Source organism: Microbacterium sp. 4R-513, assembly GCF_011046485.1.
Taxonomy (GTDB): Bacteria; Actinomycetota; Actinomycetes; order Actinomycetales; family Microbacteriaceae; genus Microbacterium.
This window is the reverse complement of the sequence record NZ_CP049256.1, coordinates 797,820-817,576: the sequence shown is the minus strand read 5'-3', so window position 1 is coordinate 817,576 and position 19,757 is coordinate 797,820. Positions and strand designations below refer to the sequence as shown.

The window sequence follows — 19,757 nt, the reverse complement described above, 5'->3', positions numbered from 1 at the left end:
AGTGAATACGAGAGGATCGCATCGCTGTGGATCGGGGGTTTTCGTGCCAATATGAAAGCAATGGAAGGGATGAGGGGATGCTCACCGACAGCGAGAAGGCGCTCGCGCGCGCCGTGCTCATCCACGGGCCGATCTCGCGCAGCGCCTTGACGTCGCGTCTCAACCTCTCGCCGGCGAGCCTCACGCGCCTCGCGAAGCCGTTCCTCGACCGCGGCTTCCTCATCGAACTGGACGACTCCGCCGACGGATCGGTGGGCCGGCCCGTCCGACCCCTCGACATCTCCCCGGGCTTGGGTCGGTTCGTCGGCGTCAAGATCACCGGCGAAGCCCTCCACGTCGTCACGACCGATGCGCGAGCCGCGCTGCTCGACGCCCGATCGGTCTCCTTGACGTCCACGGAGCCGGCCGCCGTCGCCATGCAGATCCGCGATTCGATCAGCTCGGAGCGTCCCCCGGGGGTCGGTGTCTCGCTCGGGGGCTCGGTGCGGGGTTCCGTCGCCGAGTTCTCCCCCTTCCTCGGGTGGGAGGAAGTGCCCTTCGGCGCGATCCTCGAAGACCTCGTCGGTGTGCCCGTGACACTCGAGAACGACCTCGTCGCGCTCACCGAGGCCGAGCGCTGGTTCGGCCTCGGCCGAGGCATCCCGGGCTTCACGGTCCTCACGATCGGCGCGGGCATCGGCTACGGTCTCGTCGTGAACGGCGAGGTCGTCCGTTCGCGCCAGGCAGGTGTCGGCCTCGCCGGTCATCTGCCGCTCAGTGCCAACGGCCCCGTGTGCCAGCTCGGCCACCGCGGCTGCGCGCAGGCCATGCTCACTTCGGGCTCCATCGCGGCGCAGGTGTCGGCATCCGTGCAGAGGCCCGTCGACTACGGCGAAGCGCTCGCGCTCGCGGCCGCCGGCGATCCGGCGGCCCGGACGGTGGTGGATGCCGCGGCCGATGCGCTCGGCCGGTTCGTCGCGCTCGCCGCCAATCTCTCGCTCCAGCCTGCGTCGGTGCTCGCCGGCGAGGGCATGGGGCTCTTCGCGGCGGCGGAGGAGCGCGTCCGCGCCGCGATCGACGCCGACCGCGATCCGAGGGCCGACCCGATCGAGCTGTACGTCGATGAGACGGGATTCACCGCGTGGGCCCGAGGGGCGGCGGCCGTCGCCATCCAGGCGGCGGTGGACCGCATCCGTCTCGATTGACGGCGCCTCGCCGACAAGGCGGCGCCGATAGCGCCGCGGAAATGGGAGAAGAGTGACATGAGCCCGGCCAATCCGCTCCTCGACCCGGCGACCGCGCCCTGGTGGACAGGAGCGGTCGTCTACCAGATCTACCCCCGCTCGTTCCAGGACTCCAACGGCGACGGGATCGGCGACCTCCGCGGCGTGCTCGACCGCATCGACCACCTCGTCGCGCTCGGAGTCGACGTCGTGTGGTTCTCGCCCATCTACCGCAGCCCGCAGGACGACAACGGCTACGACATCAGCGACTACCAGGACGTCGATCCGCTCTTCGGAACGCTCGAAGATCTCGACGAGGTCGTCGCGGCGCTGCACGAGCGCGGCATCCGGGTCGTGATGGATCTCGTGGTGAACCACACGAGCGACGAGCATCCCTGGTTCGTGGAGTCGCGGTCGTCGAAAGACAACCCCAAGCGCGACTGGTACTGGTGGCGTCCCGCTCGTGCCGGCCTCGAGCCCGGATCGCCCGGTGCCGAGCCGACCAACTGGGGCTCGATCTTCTCCGGACCGGCGTGGGCCTACGACGAGGCCACGGGTGAGTACTACCTGCACCTCTTCAGCACGAAGCAGCCCGATCTGAACTGGGAGAACCCGGAGGTGCGCCAGGCCGTCTACGCCATGATGCGATGGTGGCTCGACCGCGGGATCGACGGCTTCCGCATGGACGTGATCAACATGATCTCCAAACGCGTCGGCGACGACGGCTCGCTCGCCGACGGTCTCGTGACGATCGGTCCGTACGGCGATCCGAGCCACAGCACGATGAACGGCCCGCGCCTGCACGAGTTCCTGCAGGAGATGAACCGCGAGGTCTTCGCCGACCGCCGCGATGGCCTCCTCCTGGTCGGCGAGACACCGGGGGCCACGGTCGAAGACGGGAAGCTCTTCACCGACCCCGACCGGCACGAGCTCGACATGGTCTTCACGTTCGAGCATGTGCACCTGGACCACGGCGCCGCCGGCCGCTTCGACCTGCAGCCCCTCGACCTGCGCCAGCTCAAGGCCACCATGGCCCGGTGGCAGACGGGCCTCCAGACAGCCGGGTGGAACTCCCTCTACTGGGAGAACCACGACCAGCCGCGCGTCGTCTCGCGCTACGGCGACGACGGCCGCTATCGGCGGGAGTCGGCAACACTCCTCGCGACCGTCCTGCACCTCCACCGGGGCACGCCGTACGTGTACCAGGGGGAAGAGCTCGGGATGACGAACGCGCACTTCACCTCGCTCGACCAGTACCGCGACATCGAGTCGCTGCGCTGGGTCGCAGAGGCCCGCGCCCTGGGGCCCGCGAGCGACCACGACCTGCTCCGTGGACTCGCGAACGGCAGCCGCGACAACGCACGGACGCCCGTGCAATGGGATGCCTCGACCCACGCCGGCTTCACCACGGGGACGCCGTGGATCGACGTCAATGCGAACCACGTCGACATCAACGCCGAGAACGAGCGGGGGGACGAGGCATCCGTCTTCCACCACTACCGCAGGCTCATCGCGCTCCGGCACGACGAGGCCGTCGTGCGGTTCGGGGAGTTCGCGCTGCTCGTGCCGGACGACCCACACATCTATGCCTTCACACGAACGCTCGGAGGTGAGCGGCTCGTCGTCGTCGCGAACTTCGGGGGCGACGCTCGCGAGGTCGAGCTCGGTGTCGACCTGTCGCACGCCGAGCTGGTGCTCGGAAATTACCCCGACAGCAGCGTGGCCGGGGGAGCGCCATGGCGCTGCGGCCGTGGGAGGCGATCGTCGCGCGCGTCAGCTGACGGGGAAGGCCACTCCCGCACGCGTGCGCGGCTGGTCCGCGGTCACCTCCCCCAGCGCGGCATCCCAGCGCGAGAGGAAGGTCGCATGGCTGAAGCGCCGCAGCGCGTGGCGACGGATGCGGCGGCCCGCCTCGCGCGCGTGGTCCTCGTCGACGAGGTAGCCGATCGCCGCGTGCTTGAGGGCGTTCACATTGGTGGAGACGGCTCCGAGACCCGGCGGCACGGCGTGGAGGGCCTCGGTCGCGGCGAGCGCCACGACCGGCATCCCCATGAGCATCGCCTCGATGAGCGACAGCCCGAGCGAGGTCCAGCGGAAGGGGTGCAGATAGAGGCGGCGCCGAGCGAGCTCGCGCCGCAGGCCGGCGGGATCGAGGTTCCCCGCCCACGCGACCCCGGAATCGGGGCCGAGACGGTCGGCGAGGCGGTCGCCGTCGATGCCGAACACATCCACGCGGGCGAGCCGGCCGAAGTCGGGGAGCAGGTCCGTGCCCGTCGTCCGCCACCGTCGCACCGGTTCGTTGATGACGACGCCGATCGCCGGGATGTCGCCCGTGTAGAGCTCGCCGGGATCGGGGAGACCGTGCTCGATGACGAGGGTGCGGGCCCTGCCGTTGTCCCAGAAGACGTCGTTGAAGTGCGTGACGTGGACGATCGGGATGCGCGTCTGGTCGGCGAGGGGATGGACGCTGGCTGTGGGGTGGGGGTGCGGGGCATTGTGCTCGAGGTACACCGCCGGGAGGTCGTGGCCGGGGCGCCGCCCGGTGAGCCGCTCAGCCAGCTCGATCTCCTCGGGACGCTGCAGCACGACGACGTCGATCTCGGCGTCGCGCAGGTCGGCGTGGTCGATCTCGGTCGTGCGGGGCCAGTCGCGGCCGTCTGCACCGAGGCCCCAGGCATCCCGAGCGTCATCGACCGGGAGCAGGTAGTCGTGGTCACCGCGTACGAGCGCATCGGTGTAGCCGCCGTGCACATGCCAGACGAGAACCTTCATGCTGCGTCCTTCAATCCGCTGATCGGGACGGGGCCGGCGCTCCACGCTTTCGCGGAGCGCCGGCCCGTCACGTCATCCGCGCAGAGGCTCTCCGCCCGCGCCCGGGAGGCCGCTGACGGTCGTTCCCGTTGTTCCGCCGTAGGCCGCCGTGCCGGTGGAACCGGCATCGGAATCGCTCACGGCACCGGTTCCGGCGTCGACGTCGCCGCGCCAGGAGCCTGTCTCGCCGCCGCGGCCCTCGATGAACTCCTTGAAGTTGCGGAGGTCCTTCTTGACGGCGTGCTGCGGCGCGTGCACGAGGGCGCCGGCCTTCTCGAGAAGGTCGCCGGGCTCCCAGTCGATCTGCACCGTCACGCGGGTCTGGCTCTCGTCCAGCCGGTGGAAGGTCACGACGCCGGCGTGCGCCGTGTCGCCGCCGACGCTCTTCCAGGCGACGCGCTCGTCGGGGTGCTGCTCGGTGATCTCGGTGTCGAACTCGCGCTCGAACCCGCCGATCTTCACCTTCCAGTGGTTGTGGGTCTCGTCGAGCTGGGTGATCGACTCCACCTCGTCCAGGAAGTGGGGGAAGCTCTCGAACTGGGTCCACTGGTTGTAGGCCGTCGTCACGGGGACGTCGACGTCGATGGTCTCAACGATCTGCACGTTGTCTTTCCTTTCGTTGGGTCCTGCTGCTCGGCTCGTCCGTCCTGCTCCCGGCGCGTCGACGTTCGCACGCCGAAAGCAGGCGTCCCCGCCCGATCGGGACGGGCCGGCTGTCGGTCGTCTCCGACCCAGCGGCCCGCCCGTCCGGGCGGGGACGACGGCGGCTAGTAGCTCGAGCCGGTCGAGGAGTCCGAGGTGACCTCGTTCTTCGTGGCCTCGACCGAGTCCTTCGTCTGGTCGGCGACGGCCTGGCCGCTCGCCTTGGCCTCGCCGGCGACGTTCTGAGCGGCGTCCTGCGCCGTCGTCTTCACCGAGTCGACCGCCTCCCGTGCGGGCTCCTTGAGGTTCTCGCCGACCTCTCGCGCGACGTCCTTCGCCTGGTCGACGAGGGGCTGCGCCTTCTCCTCGACCTTCGCCGCGAGCTCGCGCTCCTTGTCCGAGGCGGGGATGAGGGATGCCACGAGCAGTCCCGCGCCGAAGGCGACGAGTCCCGCGGCGAGGGGGTTGCCCTTCGCCTTGCGGGCGATCGTCTGTCCCGCGTGCTGGACGCCGGACGCGGCGGACTCGCCCGCGTCGTGGACCGAGGACCCGACGTCATCGGCCGCGCCCATAACGCTCTCGCGCACGTTCGTGAACGCGCCGCGGATCTTGTTCTTCTGGCGATCGACGATCTTCGACGGCGTGACCTTGTCGGCGAGCGCGTCGACGTCCTGGCCGAGCTCGCGACGAGTCGCCTCGATGTCGGCCCGGATCTCTTCCGGTGACTGGTTGCTCATCGGTTCTCCTCATTCCTCTTCAGCGTCTCGGGGATCTCCTTCAGGGTTTCCACCGTCTGAGGCGCTCCTTGAACCTTCTTCATGTTGCTGCGGCCGACGGCGAAGAGGATCGCAGCGACGATCCCCCACAGCACGGCCACGATGAGAGCGGACCATCCGTTTCCGATCAGGTACCCGAGCGCCCACCAGAGGGTGATCGAGAGGAAAAGGATCGTCATGTGGCCGGCGTAGCCCGCCGCGCCGAGCATCGCGCCCGCCTTGGCGGTCGTCTTCGCGGATTCGCGAAGCTCCGCCTTGGCGAGTTCGAGCTCCTTGCGCATCAGGGTCGACATGTCGCCGGTGACCTGGCTGACGAGCTCGCCCAGCGACGTGTTCGCCGCCTGCCGTTCCGAAGGCGTCGAGTCGTCGAGCGGGGCGGCCGGCGAAGGCTCCACCCTTCGCGCAGCTGGTGTCTGGTCGGTCATACCTGCTCCCCGGAGCGATACAGCGGGTCATTGGGGTCGTCGGACGCGTCGGTGACGCTGCCCGTGCCGTACCCCGTGCCCTCGCCGGTCTCGGTGCCGAGCCGTCCCGCGGACGCATCGTAGACGGGGGTGTCTCCGTACGCGCTCGTGGTCGAGGTTCCGTAGCCGTAGGCGGTGCCCGTGTCACCGGGCACGTAGCCGGTCGACCCGGTCAGCTGACGACCCGAGGAGTAGTTCCCGCCCGAGTCGGGCTCACCGGCCGCGAGCGACCGGGTGAGGCGACCGACGAGCACGCCCGCGAGGGCGGCGGCGCCGAGGAACACGACGGGGCGGCGGCGCGCGTAGCGCTTGACCTCGTCGAGAACATCGCTCGGGTTGCGGTCGCCGAGCCAGGATGCGGCGCCGTTGAGGCGCTGGGCGGCCTGACGGACGAGATCGGTCGCGACCCCGCCATCGGTGCTCGAGGAGGCCATGCTGTGAAGCTCGTCGCTCGCGGAGCGCAGCCCCTGGGCGAGCTTGTCCTGGCGCTGGGCCGCCTGGTCGCTGAGCTCCATGCGGGTCTCGTCGTAGAGGCGGGAGACCTGAGTGCGCGCTTCGCGCCCGACCTCCTTGGCCTCTTCCTTGGCGGTGCGTGCGACGTGCTTGGCCTCGTCCTTCGCCGTGCCGGCGACGTTCGAAGCCTCCTGCTTGGCAGTCTCCACTCCGCCCGCCCCGCTGCCTGAGGAGGGTGTCGTCGTCCCGGTCCCTCCTGGGACGGTCGACCCGTCTGGAGTCGTGGAATAGATGGTCGGCGAGGTTCCGGCGGAGAATTCATCTCCACCTGTTGGCAGCGTGTCACGAGTGTCCGACATCGCGACTCCCTTCCGAATCTGCGGCCACAGCGGGCCGGTTGCCTACAGTCCTAGTTGGCGCTCCCCCGAGATTCGCGGGGCTTGCGTGATGCCGAAGGGTGTGGCATAACCCGCCCGCGGTTGGGCTGGCGCCTCGACCCCCCGTTCCGATGCCATGTCCTCGCGCGCCGCGTCAACCCCCTCACTGCCCGCACCCGCTCCGCATAGCGTGGGGTTCGATGGCGCGAGGAGGATGCCGATGCCGGAGACACGCCCGGAGCGCGTCGGGAGGCGCGCCGTGTTCTGGACCTGGATGGCGATCATCGCGTTCGGGCTCACGTACTTCGAAGCGATCCCCCTCATGGGCAGGTGAGCGGTGAAGTTCCTGCGCAACAACGCTCTGAGCCTGTTCTTCCTCGCGATCTTCGTCGCCGCGATCATCGGCCAGTCCATCGCCGGGTGGTTCGACCAGAACGAGCAGCTCACGATGCACGGTGAGGCGCCCGTCGCGTTCCTGCAGTTCGTGACGTCGTCGGACTTCGTCGTCGACGTCGCGGAGAACTGGCAGTCGGAGTTCCTGCAGTTCTTCCTCTTCATCGCCGCGACGATCTGGCTCGTGCAGAAGGGATCGCCCGAGTCGAAGAAGCCCGGTGAGCAGGGCGTCGAGAGCGATGAAGAGCAGTACGTCGGGCAGTACGCCGTCGCCGATTCGCCGACGTGGGCGAAGGTGGGCGGCTTCCGAGGCTGGCTCTACGCCAATTCACTCCTGCTCGTGATGGGTGTGATCTTCCTGCTCTCGTGGCTCGGCCAGTCGGTCGCCGGCACCGTCGTCGCCAACGAGGAGCAGGCGGAGCACGGTCTTCCGGCCATGACGTGGGGCGACTATGTCGTCTCGCCCGACTTCTGGAACCGCACGCTGCAGAACTGGCAGTCCGAATTCCTCGCCGTCGGGTGCATGGTCGCCTTCTCGATCTACCTGCGGCAGCGCGGCTCGAGCGAGTCCAAAGAGGTCGGCGCGCCCCACCATGCGGGCTCGATGGCGGCGGAGTGATCAGGTGAGGATCGGATTCCATGCGTCACACGAGCAGTTCACGCCGTCACGGCTCCTGAGCCTCGTCCGCGAAGCGGAGGCGGCCGGCTTCGATGCTGCGATGAGCTCGGACCACTTCGCCCCGTGGGGCCTCGCGCAGGGGCAGTCGGGACTCTCGTGGAGTTGGATCGGTGCCGCGCTCGCGACGACCTCCTTCCCCATCGGCATGGTCGTGGCGCCGGGTCAGCGCTACCACCCGGCGATCGTGGCCCAGGGCGTCGCGACGCTTGAGGAGATGTTCCCCGGCCGCTACTGGGCAGCGCTCGGCAGCGGCGAGGCGGTCAACGAGCACATCACGGGCGACGCGTGGCCGGCGAAGGCCGATCGCGAGCAGCGCCTCCGCGAGTCGGTCGACGTCATCCGACGGCTCCTCGTCGGTGAGCGCGTCGACCACGACGGAGCCGTGCGGGTGCATGACGCCCGGGTGTGGACGCGTCCCGCCGAGCCCCCGCCCCTGAAGGCCACCGCGGTGGGACCGGCGACGGCGGCATGGGCGGCCGGCTGGGCAGACGGTCTCGTGACCGTCGGGCACGATCCGGCCGGGCTTCGGGAGGTGGCGGAGGCGTATCGGGATGCCGGGGGCACCGGCGCGATCGCGGTGCAGGTGCACGTCTGCCTCGCGCCGAGCCTCGATGAAGGGCTGGGCGTCGCCGCGGAGCAGTGGCGACAGGGCACCGTCCCCGGCGAGGTCATGTGGGACCTGGAGCAGCCCGAGGACTTCGACCGGCTCGCCGATCCGGGCGACGAGAAGGCTCTCCACTCGGCCGTGCTCATCGACACCGACCCGCGCGCGATGGCCGAGCGGCTCGCGGAGGTCGCGGCTTCGGGCTTCGACGAGATGTATCTGCACCACGTCGGCCTCGACCAGTCGGCGTTCCTCGCGCGGGCGCGGGACGAGCTGCTGCCGGCGCTCCGGGAGGCGGTCGCATGAGGATCGCCGACGTGGGCGACCTCTGGTGGCGGAACGCTGTCTTCTACTGCCTCGACGTCGAGACCTTCCGCGACGGCAACGGCGACGGCGTCGGCGATTTCACCGGACTCACCGAGTCCCTCGGATACCTCGAGCAGCTCGGTGTCACGTGCATATGGCTCATGCCGTTCTACCCGACGCCGGACCGCGACGACGGCTACGACATCTCGGACTTCTACGGCGTCGACCCGCGGCTCGGCACGCTGGGCGATGCGGCCGAGTTCATCCGCACCGCACGGAGCCGGGGCATCCGCGTCATCGTCGACCTCGTCGTCAACCACACGTCCGACAAGCACCCCTGGTTCGTGCAGGCGAGACGCTCCCGGAACTCGAAGTTCCGCGACTACTACATCTGGCGGGACCGACCCACCCGCAACCAGAAGAACATGGTCTTCCCGGGCGAGGAGCAGAGCATCTGGGAGTGGGAGCCGAAGACCGAGCAGTACTACATGCACTCGTTCTACCGGCACCAGCCCGACCTCAATCTCACGAATTCGGCCGTCCGCGAGGAGATCGCGAAGATCGTCGCGTACTGGCTGACCCTGGGCGTCGCCGGGTTCCGCATCGATGCCGTGCCATTCCTCCTCGCCGCGCCGGGATCGCCCGATGCCGCCGATCCGCACGAGTTCATCCGCGATCTCAAGCGGTTCGTCCGACGCCGCTCGAGCGAGGCCATGCTGCTCGGCGAGGTGGCGCTGCCGCATCCCGAGCAGCTGGAGTACTTCGGCGGACAGGACGGCGGTGAGCTCGATGCGCAGTTCGACTTCACCCTCATGGATGCCGTCTACCTCGCCTCCGTCCGGGGCGATGCGACGCCGATCGCCGACGCGCTGCGGTCGCGCCCGAAGACGTCGGAGCCCGTCGCGTGGGGCAACTTCCTGCGCAACCACGATGAGCTCACCCTGCAGCTCCTCACGGACGAGGAGCGCGAAGAGGTGTTCGACGCCCTCGCTCCGGAGCCCTACCAGCGGATCTACGGCCGAGGCATCCTGAGACGACTGGCTCCCATGCTCAACGGCGACCCCCGTCGTCTGCGCCTCGCGTACAGCCTCCTGTTCTCCCTCCCGGGAGTGCCGGTGCTGTATTACGGCGAGGAGATCGGGATGGGCGAGAACCCGGAGCTGCCCGGCCGCTCCGCCGTCCGCTCGCCCATGCAGTGGACCCCCGAGCGGAACGGCGGCTTCTCGCCCGCGCGGCCTTCGCAGCTTCCTGGATCGCTGACGACCGGGGGTTTCGGCCCCGAGTACGTGAACGTGCGAAACCAGCAGATGGATGAGGGGTCGCTGTTCCACTTCATCCGCGCCCTCATCGCCCGCTACCGCACGACGCCCGAGATCGGATGGGGGGATGTCGAGCTCGTGGAGCATGACACTCCCGGCGTCTTCGCCCACATCCTCCGCACGGACCACGAGGGAGGGATGCTGGCGCTGCACAACCTCACCGCGGAGCCGGCGACGGTTTCGCTGCCGTCGGCCGCCGACATCGGGGGAGAGGTGCTCACCGACCTCCTCCACCCGCGTGAGATCCCGCTGCAGGCCGAGCGGGCGACGGACGTCCACCTCGATCCGTACGGCTTCCTCTGGCTGCAGATCACACCGCCCGGCGGAGCGATCGTCTGAAGCCCCGAGGAGGTCTCCCTCGCTCACGTCGGGACCTGCGGTGCGGGGGTCGACCGGCGTACCGTAAGCACCGAGCCCCGTCAAAGTATTTGCCCGCCCGCGACAGGACGACAGCGTGAGAGCAGCACGTCGTGGCTCGCGTGCCCGCTCGAGAACTTGGGATCGACGGAGCCGAACGGACCCTCTGTGGGTCCGGTGAAGGAGCGCGATGGGAAAGTTCGTTTACGAGGGCATCGTCAAAGTCGATTTCGAGGACCGGACGCTCGCCCACCTGCAGCTCGTGATCGGCACGAAGCTCCGACGCGGCGAGGCCTTCCACTTCAGCTGGCGCGACGACCCCAGCACGGGCGACGGCCGGACGACGGTCTGGATCCACCCGCGCTGCTCGCTCGTCTACAAGTTCTACGGCAGTCGCCGGCCCTCGCTCAATCGGGCGTGGGTCGACGCGCTCGCCTACACCGCGAACTCGCCCGCCGGGCTCTACGTCGTGCCCGAGCCGGCCGAATACCCCGACAGCCAGGGAGCCGCGGATGAAACGGATTGACGTCGTCTACGACGGGCACACGTACAGCGTGGGCGGGGTGGAGCTTGAAGACCTGCAGCAAGAGATCGCCGAGGGGGTGGCAGGCGGGCCGCATTGGCTGAAGGTGAACGAGGGGGAAGGCGATCGGCGAGACGCGCTCCTGCTCATCACGCCCGCGACGAGCATCTCCCTGATCCCGATCCCCGAGGGCGTGAGCGCCCCCGAGAAGGAGATGGGCTCGTGGGAGGTCCAGACGCAGATCACGCCGTGAGGCCGCTCGTGCTGCCGAGGGGGCTCCGGTCACGTTGCGGATTCCGCGTCAGAGATTCGCATCCCGGCTGACTTTTTCGCGCCCCGGCTCTCCCTTTCGCGCGAGGGTCGAGCGGCCGCTCGGGTGGTCTATCGGTGGTGACGAGGTGCGGCGGATGTCAAGCCCCTCGTGAGAGTCCTCTCACAGGCGCACTCTCGAGAGACAGAGCGCGACGCCCTGGGCAATGGAGCGTCGGCGAGCTACTCAGCGAGGTGACGAGATGGGCAAGGCGAAGACTCGCGAACGGCATCGAGGGGAAGCGACGGTCGACGCGGGGCAGATCCCGGGTCGTGGTGGAGCCTGGTCCGCAGACGACTACGACACCCGCCTGCGGCCGCAGGGACGTGGCTACGTCCCGGTCCGGTCGTACCAGGTTCCCGCGGATCGGCACGAGTGATGGACGGCAGCGTGGCCGAGCCGGCAAGTTCCCTGCCGGCGCAGGAAGAGGTGCGAAGGCCATGACGACGTTCATGCCGGACGGACCCGTCCACCAGCTCGAGCTGGTGCCTCTCGGCGAAGGCGCCTGGCGGCTGTGCGATCGGAATGTGCAGGAGGACGACCCTGCTAGCGTCATGGCCTACGTGGAGCAGAGCGAAGAGTTCCTCGAGGTCGTGTGGCTTCACGGCCGGCTCGGGTGGGCGCGGTTCACGTGTCTGACCGAGGTGCTCGAGGCAGCGGCGGCCGAGCTGGCGCCGACGCCCGCGCACCGGGCCAGACGTCCCGTCGACATCCCCCACTTCGCACCGCGGCTCTCGCCGCATTGATCGCAGCGTCACCGGTGCCGTCCCCGCCCTTCGCGGCCGACCCTCCCGCGTCGCTCTGGCAGCGCACCGCGGCTGCCATATCGAGCGACGCGATCAGCGATCGCGCTGACGTCGTCGTGGTCGGTGCGGGACTCACCGGGCTCGCGACGGCGGTCATGCTGGCACGGCGCGGCCGGCGCACCGTCGTGCTCGAGGCGCGGACGGTCGGCGCGGTGACGACCGGCAACACGACGGGAAAGCTCAGCCTCCTTCAGGGATCAGTCTTCGCCGGCATCCGGTCGCACGCCGGCGACGAGGTCGCCCGCGCCTACCTGGCGGGCAATCGCGCCGGCCAGGACTGGGTGCGTGACGTCATCGGGGGCGATGCCGCCGTCATCCAGACCCGGACGGCCGCGACCTTCGCCACGACACCCGAGGGCGACGACGCCGTCCGGCGCGAGGCCGAGGCGATGACCGCGGCTGGCGCGCCCGTGGAGGTGGAAGGCCCCCGCGCGGACCTGGACCTGCCGTTCCCCGTCACCAGCGCGATCCGCCTCGCGGACCAGTCGCAGCTGCACGCCGTGCGGCTGCTCGGCCGCCTCGCCGGCGAGCTTCGCCGTCTCGGCGGCCGGGTCGTCGAGGGTGCCCGAGTGACGGGTGTCAACGTCGCGGAGGACGGCGTGCACGTGCGCTCGACCGCCGGCGACGTCGCCGCTCGGCTCGTCGTGCTCGCCACGGGCACGCCGATCCTCGACCGGGGGCTCTTCTTCGCCAAGCTCGTCCCCTCGCGTTCCCTTGCGGCGGCGTACCGGCTCCCGGGCGACCGTCGGCCGCCGCGGGGGATGTATCTGTCGGTAGATCCGGAGGCCCGCTCGCTGCGCGGTGCGCCGACCGGGCCCGGGGCCGAGCTCCTCGTCGTGGGCGGCGGGGGTTTCGTGACAGGGCGCGCCGAGAGCGTCCGGTCCATCCGGGCAGAACTCGACGCGTGGGTGGAGACGCACTTCCCCGGCGCTGTGCGTGAGACGTGGTGGGCCGCGCAGGACTACCGCATGGTCACGCACGTCCCGTTCGCCGGCCCCCTCCCACGGGGCGGCGGCCGGATCTACGCCGCGACGGGCTACAACAAGTGGGGCATGACCAACGCGGCCGCCGCGGCGATCGCCATCACGGGCCAGATCACGGGCGATGAGCCGGAGTGGTCCGAGCGGCTCCGCATGTCCCATGTGAGCCTGTCCAGCGCCGGCGAGGCGGTGGGCGCGAATGCGGAGGTCGCCGGTCATCTGGTGGGCGGCTGGGCGCGCGCCGGGCTCTCCGGTGCGCCCGACGCGCCGCCGGCGGAGGGGGAGGGACGCGTCGTCCGAGCCGGCGTCACGCCCGTCGCGGAGTCGACGGTGGTGGGCGTCACCTGCCGTCTGTCCGCCGTCTGCACCCACCTCGGCGGGATCGTCTCGTGGAACGACGCCGAGCAGACCTGGGACTGCCCGTTGCACGGCTCGCGTTTCGCGGCGGACGGCAGGCTGCTCGAGGGGCCGGCCGTGAACGATCTGGGCAGCGCGGAGTAGCGGCGGCGCCTCAGCGCTCGGCCGGCGCGGGGCGCCGGGCATGGCCAATTCCTGCCCGACCCCGCGCGCCTTGTCAACCCGTTAGGCGCGTATGCCGCCCGCGACTAGCGTCTCGATCGGCGGGCCCCGCCCCGGGCCGCCGCGAGGCAAGGAGACGGCATGAGCGACCCGCCGAACGACCCGCGCGAGAAGCACCCCGACGGGTTCCCCCCGCAGGCCCAGGATCAGCCCGGCAAGACCGAGGACGTGGAGCCGACGCCCGACCATGGCGAGGACTCGTACGAGGGTTCCGGGCGGCTCCAGGGCCGGCGCGCCCTCATCACGGGCGGCGACTCGGGCATCGGACGCGCCGTCGCGATCGCATTCGCGCGGGAGGGCGCGGATGTCGCCATCGCACACCTTCCCGAAGAGATCGACGACGGCGATGAGACGGTGCGAATGGTCGCCGAGGCGGGAACGCGGGGCGTGAGCTTCGCGGGCGACATCCGGGAGGAGCGTTTCGCCACGGCGATCGTGACCGACACGGTCGCGCAGCTCGGGGGACTCGACATCCTCGTCCTCAACGCCGCGTATCAGAAGGACCGCGAGAGCATCGAGGCCCTCGAGACGGAGGAGTTCGACCGGGTCTTCCGCACGAATCTCTACGGGCTGATCTTCTCGGCGCGGGCGGCCGTGCCGCATCTGCAGCCGGGGGCGTCGATCATCGTGACCTCGTCGATCCAGGCGTTCAATCCGTCACCCGCCCTCATCGACTACGCGATGACGAAGGCGGCGCAGGTGGCCTTCGTGAAGGCCCTCGCCCAGGAGCTCGGCCCGAAGGGCATCCGCGTGAACGCGGTGGCGCCCGGTCCGATCTGGACACCGCTCATCCCGGCGACCGGCTGGGACCAGAGCAAGGTCGAAGAGTTCGGCAAAGACACTCCGCTGGGGCGCGCCGGCCAGCCGGCCGAGCTGGCGGGTGCCTATGTCTACCTCGCGTCGGAGGCCGCCTCATACGTGTCGGGGGCCGTGCTCCCGGTCACGGGCGGCAAAGGCCTCTGACATGAGCGGCCGGCGCTCGTCCAGCCGGTCGCAAGGCCTCGTCGCCGTCTGCGCGGCGATCGTCATCGCGCTCTCGGCCTGCGCGCCCACGCCGTCGCCCGACCCGGCGCTCGTCTCGCTCACAGCGGACGCGCTCAGCGCGACCCGCTCGGCGCAGCTCGGCACGGGGCTCCGCGACGACGGCCGCATGTTCTCGACGACGACGCACGCGCTGCTCGGCGACATGGAGCAGAAGATCGCCGACGTGGCGCGCGAGGCGGGGCTCCACGCTCCGGCGGACGCGACGGATGCGGCGTACCGCGACGAGCTCCTGAAGGCGACGGACGACGCGCTCGACGCCATGCACGCGGCGTCCGCGGGCAAGGACGACGGCGAGGCGCGGCTCGATGCCGCCGCAGATCGGCTGGAGGATCTGGAGAAGCAGGGAGGCGGGTCGTGAAGCGCATCTTCGCGGTCGCCCTCGGCATCCTGACCGCCATCGGGGGCTTCGTCGACATCGGAGACCTCGTCACCAACGCCGTCGTCGGGGCGCGGTACGGCCTCAGTCTCGTCTGGGTCGTTCTCATCGGGGTCGCCGGCATCTGCCTCTACGCCGACATGTCCGGCCGGGTCGCGGCGGTGAGCGGACGCGCGACGTTCGAGATCATCCGCGAGCGGCTCGGGCCCCGGGCGGGCCTGGCGAACCTCTCCGCCTCGTTCCTCATCAACCTCCTCACCCTCACCGCCGAGATCGGCGGCATCGCGCTCGCGCTGCAGCTCGCCGCGGGGGTCGGCCCGGGCATGTGGATCCCGGTCGCGCTGTTCGGCGTCTGGATCGTCCTGTGGCGCGTCAAGTTCTCGATCATGGAGAACGTCGCGGGCCTGCTCGGCCTGTCGCTCATCGTGTTCGTCGTCGCCCTCTTCCTCTTGAAGCCCGACTGGGGGAGCCTCGCCTCGAGTGCCCTACAGCCCTGGACGCTCGGCTCCGAGAGCCCCCTGTCGTACTGGTACTTCGCCGTCGCCCTCTTCGGCGCCGCCATGACGCCGTACGAGGTGTTCTTCTTCTCGTCGGGCGCCGTCGAGGAGGGGTGGACCACGAAGGACCTCGGCACCGAGCGAGCGAACGTCTTCATCGGCTTCCCGCTCGGCGGCATCCTGTCGATCGCGATCGCGGCCTCCGCGGCGGTCGTGCTGCTGCCCCAGGCGATCGAGGTCGAGACGCTCTCGCAGATCGTGCTGCCGGTCTCGCAGGCGGGCGGGCAGCTCGCGCTCGCCTTCGTCATCGTCGGCATCCTCGCCGCCACCTTCGGCGCGGCCCTCGAGACGACCCTTTCGAGCGGCTACACGCTGGCGCAGTTCTTCGGATGGAGCTGGGGCAAGTTCCGCCGCCCGGCCCAGGCCGCCCGGTTCCATCTCGCGATGATCATCTGCCTGCTCATCGGCGGCGGCATCCTGCTCACCGGGGTGGATCCGATCGCCGTCACCGAGCTCTCAGTCGTCTTCTCAGCGGTCGCGCTGCCGCTCACCTACTTCCCGATCCTCGTCGTCGCGAACGACCCCGACTACATGGGCGACGCCGTCAACGGGCGGGTCCGCAATGCGCTGGGCGTCGTGTTCCTCGTCATCATCCTGATCGCCGCGATCGCGGCGATCCCGCTCCTCATCGTCTCGGGGATGGGCTCATGACACGCAGAAACGATCCGAGGCATCCCCTCGAGTGGTACCGCGACCCCGACGGCCGGGGCGTCGATGCCCGGCTGCATCTGCTCGACCGCCAGATGCTCGACACCGACCGCGTCCCGGTGAGCACCGTCGACGACGTCGAGCTCTCGGGCATCGAGATCGGCGACAGCACCGAGCCGGAGCATCCGCCCGTCGTCGCAGCCCTCCTCGTGGGGGCTGCTGTGCTCCCCCGGATCTTCGGCGGGCGCATCCCGCGGTCGCAGTGGAACCGGATCCCGTGGGACGTCGTCGCGAAGGTCCACACCGCGATCGACCTGCGCGTGCACGCCGATGACCTCGATGCCACGTGGACCGAGCAGTTCGCGCGCGACCGGATCGTCGCCCGCATCCCGGGAGGCCGCCATGCTCCTGAGTGATCTTCTGGGTTCGCGGGTGCACGAGCCCGACGGCACGTCGCTCGGCACCGTCGTCGACGTGCGGTTCCGGCGCGGGCCCGCGCGCCGCAGCCGTGAGGGCGAGCTCGAGCTCATCGCGCTCATCGTGAGCCCGCGCAGCCGCATGTCGTACTACGGCTACGAGCGCGGACGGGTCAGCGGCCCCGCCGTCGTCGCCGCGATCATCCGGCGGATGCACAGAGGCACGCGCATCATCCCGTGGGAGTGCGTCGCGTCGGTGGAGGATGGCAGGGTGCGGCTCGGCATCAAGGCCCCCGTCATCCCGCTCGACATCCGCGTGCCCATCGAAGACGGCTGACCGCCGAGAAGAGCGGATGCCGCGGCAGCCGGCCCCCTCCTGGCTACGCTGGCCGCGTGGACCCCGTCGTCGCGACTCTCGCCATCCTCGTGCTCGCGGTCGTCGCATTCGTCAGCAATCGAGTGCCGCTGGAGATCGTCGCGCTCGGGGTCTCGCTCGCCCTCTTCTTCACCGGCGTGCTGACGCTTCCGGAGGCGCTCGCAGGGTTCGGCGATCCGACGATCCTCTTCATCGCGGGACTGTTCGTCGTGAGCGAGGCGCTCGACGCGACGGGGATCACGGCATGGGCGGGGCAGAAGGTGATCGCGCGTGCCGGCACGGGGCGGCGCCGACTGATCCTCGTCATCGGGCTGCTGGTCGCTGTCGTCTCGGCGCTCATCAGTGTGAACGGCGCGGTCGCCGCGCTGCTGCCGCTCGTGGTCGTGGTGGCGGCGCGGGCCGGCATCGCGCCGTCGCAGCTGCTGCTCCCGCTGGCCTTCGCGGCGAGCGCGGGCTCGATGCTGCTGCTCACGGGGACGCCCGTCAACATCATCGTCTCGGAGATCGCCGCGGAGAGCGGCGGGCGGCCCTTCGGCTACTTCGAGTTCGCGCTCGCGGGGATTCCGCTCGTCGCGGGCACCGTGATCTACCTCACGGTCTTCGCGCACCGGCTCCTGCCCGACCGCACGCCCGCCGAGATGCCGCTCGACCTCGCACGCCACGCGCGGCTGCTCCGGCAGCAGTACTCGCTGAGCCTCGAGACGTCGACGCTGCTCGGGCCGACCAACGGGGTCACCGAGATCGTCGTCGCTCCGCGCTCACCCCTCATCGGGAAGAAGATCTACCCGGGCATGGCGACCCCGTCCGGCGACCTCGTCGTGCTCGCGGCGCGCCGTGGCGACGAGGTCCTCAAGGGCGATGCCACCGTCCAGGCCGGTGACGCGCTGCTCATGCAGGGACGCTGGGACGACCTCGCGCGGCAGGCCGACGGTACGGGGGTGCTCGCGGTTCATCCGCCGCAGCAGCTGCGCCGCGGCGTGCCCCTCGGCAAGGGCGCCCGTCGCACGATGGTCGTCGTCGCGGTGATGGTGCTCCTGCTCGCGACGGGAGTCGTGCCGCCCGCGGTCGCCGCCCTCCTCGCCGCGTGCGCGCTCGTGCTGCTGCGCGTCGTGAAGCCGGCGCAGGCGTACCGCTCGATCTCGTGGACGACGATCGTCCTCATCGCCGGCATGATCCCGCTGTCCACCGCCTTCTCGAAGACCGGCGCCGCCGACCTCGTCGCGAACGGGCTGCTCGGCGCGATCGGCGGTGCCGGCCCGACCGTCGCCCTCCTCGTCCTGTGCGTGCTGACGCTCGTGCTCGGTCAGCTCATCAGCAACTCCGCGACCGTGCTCATCCTCGCCCCGATCGCCGTGTCGGTGGCGGCGACGATGGGCGTCTCGGTGCAGCCGTTCCTCATGGCGCTCGCGGTCGTCGCGGCCGCGGCATTCCTCACGCCGGTCGCGACTCCCGCGAACCTCATGGTCATGGAGCCCGCGGGCTACCGCTTCGGCGACTACTGGAAGCTCGGGTTGCCCCTCGGCATCTTCTTCCTGCTGATGGGCGTCTTCTACGTGCCCCTTATCTGGCCCTTCTGATCCCGGGCGGCAGCTGGCGACTCCGCGGGCCGGCGAGGCGGATCACTCCGCACCGCGCCGGCTCGCGAGATCGCCCGAGCGCCCCAGGGGCACGCCGGGGTCACGCCGGGGTCAGGCGGCGGACCAGCCTCCGTCGCTGGCGAGAGTGACGCCGTTGACGTTCACGCCGTCGTCGCTCAGGAGGAAGGTGATGGATGCCGCGAGCGCCTCCGCCTCGGCCGGTGCGGGCATGACCGCCATGGCCGTCTGCACGCGGTCGGCGCCGAGCGGCGAGCCGAACGAAGCCTCGATGTTCGTGATCGTCGCGCCCGGGGCCACGGCGTTGACGCGGATCCCACTCGGTCCGTACATGAAGGCGCTCGACTTGGTGAGGCCCACGACCGCGTGCTTGGACGCCGTGTACGCGGCACCGGCCGCCGAGCCGCGGAGCGCCGCCTCCGACGCCGTGTTGACGATCGAGCCCCCGCCCTGCGCGAGCATCGCGGGGATGACTGCCCGCATGAGCTTCATGGTGCCGGTCACGTTCACGCGCAGGACGCGCTCCCAGACCGCGTCGCTCAGCTCGCCGACCGGGGTCATGTCGTCCATAATCCCGGCGATGTTCGCGAGCCCGTCGATCGTGTCGCCGGCCGCCGCGATGATGCTCGCGACTCCGGCGTCGTCGGTGATGTCGGCCGTCAGCGGGACGACCTCCGAGCCGTCGTGCTGCGCGACGAAGTCGTCGAGGCGCTCCTGACTGACGTCTACGGCGATGACGCGGCCACCCTCCCGCGCGATGCGGGACGCGGTCGCACGGCCGATGCCCGAGCCGGCGCCGGTCACGATGACGGTCCTGCCGCTGAACCGGCCGATGTCGATGCGCTCGGTCCATGCGCGGGGCTGCGGGCGCGCGGGGGTGTCATCGGCCTCGGCCTCGGCCCCGGCCCCCGCGTCGGCCGGACCAGGCTCCGCCTGCGCGACGCGACGGACGAGATCGTCGAGCATGTCCTGCGTGAAGGCGCCGCGGCTCATCGCTACGAGGCGCTTGATGGCGAGGCTCTGAATGGGCTTGAAGACCTCGGGACTCTGGCCGCCCTGGGCGAGCATGTCGGTCAAGATGGCGCTGCCCGCGGGGTTCGCGAGCCAGTCCGCGATGGCGGAATCCTCGGTGAGGGGGGTGGTGTGGGGCACGGTTCGGGTCCT

Annotated in this window: 20 protein-coding genes and 1 pseudogene; 15 read left to right on the top strand and 6 right to left on the bottom strand. The window is 70.3% G+C overall.

The window, feature by feature from the left end:
• Positions 1 to 77: 77 nt before the first annotated feature.
• Both G5T42_RS03545 and G5T42_RS03540 read left to right on the top strand, forming a co-directional pair.
• Positions 78 to 1,184: an ROK family transcriptional regulator gene (locus G5T42_RS03545; RefSeq protein ID WP_165125506.1), complete on the top strand. Its 1,107-nt coding sequence runs from the start codon at positions 78 to 80 to the stop codon at positions 1,182 to 1,184.
• Between the two features lie 57 nt (positions 1,185 to 1,241).
• A pseudogene (locus tag G5T42_RS03540) lies at positions 1,242 to 2,912 on the top strand (alpha-glucosidase); the annotation flags it as partial.
• A gap of 63 nt (positions 2,913 to 2,975) precedes the next feature.
• Here the strand turns inward: G5T42_RS03540 and G5T42_RS03535 are convergent.
• The 5 genes from G5T42_RS03535 to G5T42_RS03515 form a co-directional block, all read right to left on the bottom strand.
• Positions 2,976 to 3,974 (bottom strand): glycosyltransferase, encoded by a 999-nt coding sequence (locus G5T42_RS03535; protein ID WP_165125503.1) that lies wholly within the window; start codon positions 3,972 to 3,974, stop codon positions 2,976 to 2,978.
• Between the two features lie 72 nt (positions 3,975 to 4,046).
• Positions 4,047 to 4,580 carry an SRPBCC family protein gene (locus G5T42_RS03530; protein ID WP_241246031.1) on the bottom strand — a complete coding sequence of 178 codons (534 nt, stop codon included), beginning with the start codon at positions 4,578 to 4,580 and terminating at the stop codon, positions 4,047 to 4,049.
• 200 nt (positions 4,581 to 4,780) lie between these two features.
• Positions 4,781 to 5,392, bottom strand: coding sequence for a DUF3618 domain-containing protein (locus G5T42_RS03525; protein WP_165125497.1), 612 nt, complete (start codon positions 5,390 to 5,392; stop codon positions 4,781 to 4,783).
• Positions 5,389 to 5,856: a phage holin family protein gene (locus tag G5T42_RS03520; protein WP_165125494.1), complete on the bottom strand. Its 468-nt coding sequence runs from the start codon at positions 5,854 to 5,856 to the stop codon at positions 5,389 to 5,391. Before G5T42_RS03520 ends, G5T42_RS03525 begins: the two co-directional genes overlap by 4 nt.
• Positions 5,853 to 6,557 (bottom strand): hypothetical protein, encoded by a 705-nt coding sequence (locus G5T42_RS03515; RefSeq protein ID WP_165125491.1) that lies wholly within the window; start codon positions 6,555 to 6,557, stop codon positions 5,853 to 5,855. Before G5T42_RS03515 ends, G5T42_RS03520 begins: the two co-directional genes overlap by 4 nt.
• Before the next feature lie 505 nt (positions 6,558 to 7,062).
• Between G5T42_RS03515 and G5T42_RS03510 the strand changes: the two genes are divergently transcribed.
• From G5T42_RS03510 to G5T42_RS03450, 13 genes are all read left to right on the top strand, one after another.
• The gene (locus tag G5T42_RS03510; protein ID WP_165125488.1) at positions 7,063 to 7,737 is read left to right on the top strand and encodes a DUF6766 family protein; all 675 of its coding nucleotides are present in this window, start codon (positions 7,063 to 7,065) and stop codon (positions 7,735 to 7,737) included.
• Positions 7,712 to 8,707: a TIGR03885 family FMN-dependent LLM class oxidoreductase gene (locus G5T42_RS03505; RefSeq protein ID WP_165125484.1), complete on the top strand. Its 996-nt coding sequence runs from the start codon at positions 7,712 to 7,714 to the stop codon at positions 8,705 to 8,707. The genes G5T42_RS03510 and G5T42_RS03505 overlap by 26 nt, the downstream gene beginning before the upstream one ends.
• Complete coding sequence (locus tag G5T42_RS03500) at positions 8,704 to 10,365, top strand: alpha-amylase family protein (protein ID WP_165125481.1); 1,662 nt, start codon at positions 8,704 to 8,706, stop codon at positions 10,363 to 10,365. The genes G5T42_RS03505 and G5T42_RS03500 overlap by 4 nt, the downstream gene beginning before the upstream one ends.
• Positions 10,366 to 10,573: 208 nt before the next feature.
• Positions 10,574 to 10,909 (top strand): ATP-dependent DNA ligase, encoded by a 336-nt coding sequence (locus tag G5T42_RS03495; protein WP_165125478.1) that lies wholly within the window; start codon positions 10,574 to 10,576, stop codon positions 10,907 to 10,909.
• Positions 10,896 to 11,159: a hypothetical protein gene (locus tag G5T42_RS03490; RefSeq protein WP_165125475.1), complete on the top strand. Its 264-nt coding sequence runs from the start codon at positions 10,896 to 10,898 to the stop codon at positions 11,157 to 11,159. The genes G5T42_RS03495 and G5T42_RS03490 overlap by 14 nt, the downstream gene beginning before the upstream one ends.
• Before the next feature lie 497 nt (positions 11,160 to 11,656).
• A complete protein-coding gene (locus G5T42_RS03485; RefSeq protein WP_165125472.1) occupies positions 11,657 to 11,962 on the top strand; it encodes a hypothetical protein in 306 nt (101 codons plus the stop codon).
• A 14-nt stretch (positions 11,963 to 11,976) separates the two neighbouring features.
• The gene (locus G5T42_RS03480) at positions 11,977 to 13,503 is read left to right on the top strand and encodes an FAD-dependent oxidoreductase (RefSeq protein ID WP_241245940.1); all 1,527 of its coding nucleotides are present in this window, start codon (positions 11,977 to 11,979) and stop codon (positions 13,501 to 13,503) included.
• Positions 13,504 to 13,662: 159 nt separating this feature from the next.
• On the top strand, positions 13,663 to 14,544 hold the full coding sequence (locus tag G5T42_RS03475; RefSeq protein WP_165125469.1) for an SDR family oxidoreductase: 882 nt from the start codon (positions 13,663 to 13,665) through the stop codon (positions 14,542 to 14,544).
• 1 nt (position 14,545) lies between these two features.
• A complete protein-coding gene (locus G5T42_RS03470; protein WP_165125465.1) occupies positions 14,546 to 14,983 on the top strand; it encodes a hypothetical protein in 438 nt (145 codons plus the stop codon).
• On the top strand, positions 14,980 to 16,209 hold the full coding sequence (locus tag G5T42_RS03465) for a divalent metal cation transporter (RefSeq protein ID WP_165125462.1): 1,230 nt from the start codon (positions 14,980 to 14,982) through the stop codon (positions 16,207 to 16,209). The genes G5T42_RS03470 and G5T42_RS03465 overlap by 4 nt, the downstream gene beginning before the upstream one ends.
• On the top strand, positions 16,206 to 16,622 hold the full coding sequence (locus G5T42_RS03460; protein WP_165125459.1) for a hypothetical protein: 417 nt from the start codon (positions 16,206 to 16,208) through the stop codon (positions 16,620 to 16,622). The genes G5T42_RS03465 and G5T42_RS03460 overlap by 4 nt, the downstream gene beginning before the upstream one ends.
• Positions 16,609 to 16,959 (top strand): PRC-barrel domain containing protein, encoded by a 351-nt coding sequence (locus tag G5T42_RS03455; protein WP_206535702.1) that lies wholly within the window; start codon positions 16,609 to 16,611, stop codon positions 16,957 to 16,959. Before G5T42_RS03460 ends, G5T42_RS03455 begins: the two co-directional genes overlap by 14 nt.
• 56 nt (positions 16,960 to 17,015) lie before the next feature.
• Entirely contained in the window at positions 17,016 to 18,575 is a 1,560-nt protein-coding gene (locus G5T42_RS03450; RefSeq protein WP_165125456.1) for an SLC13 family permease, read from the top strand.
• Positions 18,576 to 18,686: 111 nt separating this feature from the next.
• Here G5T42_RS03450 and G5T42_RS03445 read toward each other — a convergent pair whose 3' ends face one another.
• Complete coding sequence (locus G5T42_RS03445) at positions 18,687 to 19,745, bottom strand: SDR family NAD(P)-dependent oxidoreductase (RefSeq protein ID WP_241245939.1); 1,059 nt, start codon at positions 19,743 to 19,745, stop codon at positions 18,687 to 18,689.
• Positions 19,746 to 19,757: the final 12 nt, after the last annotated feature.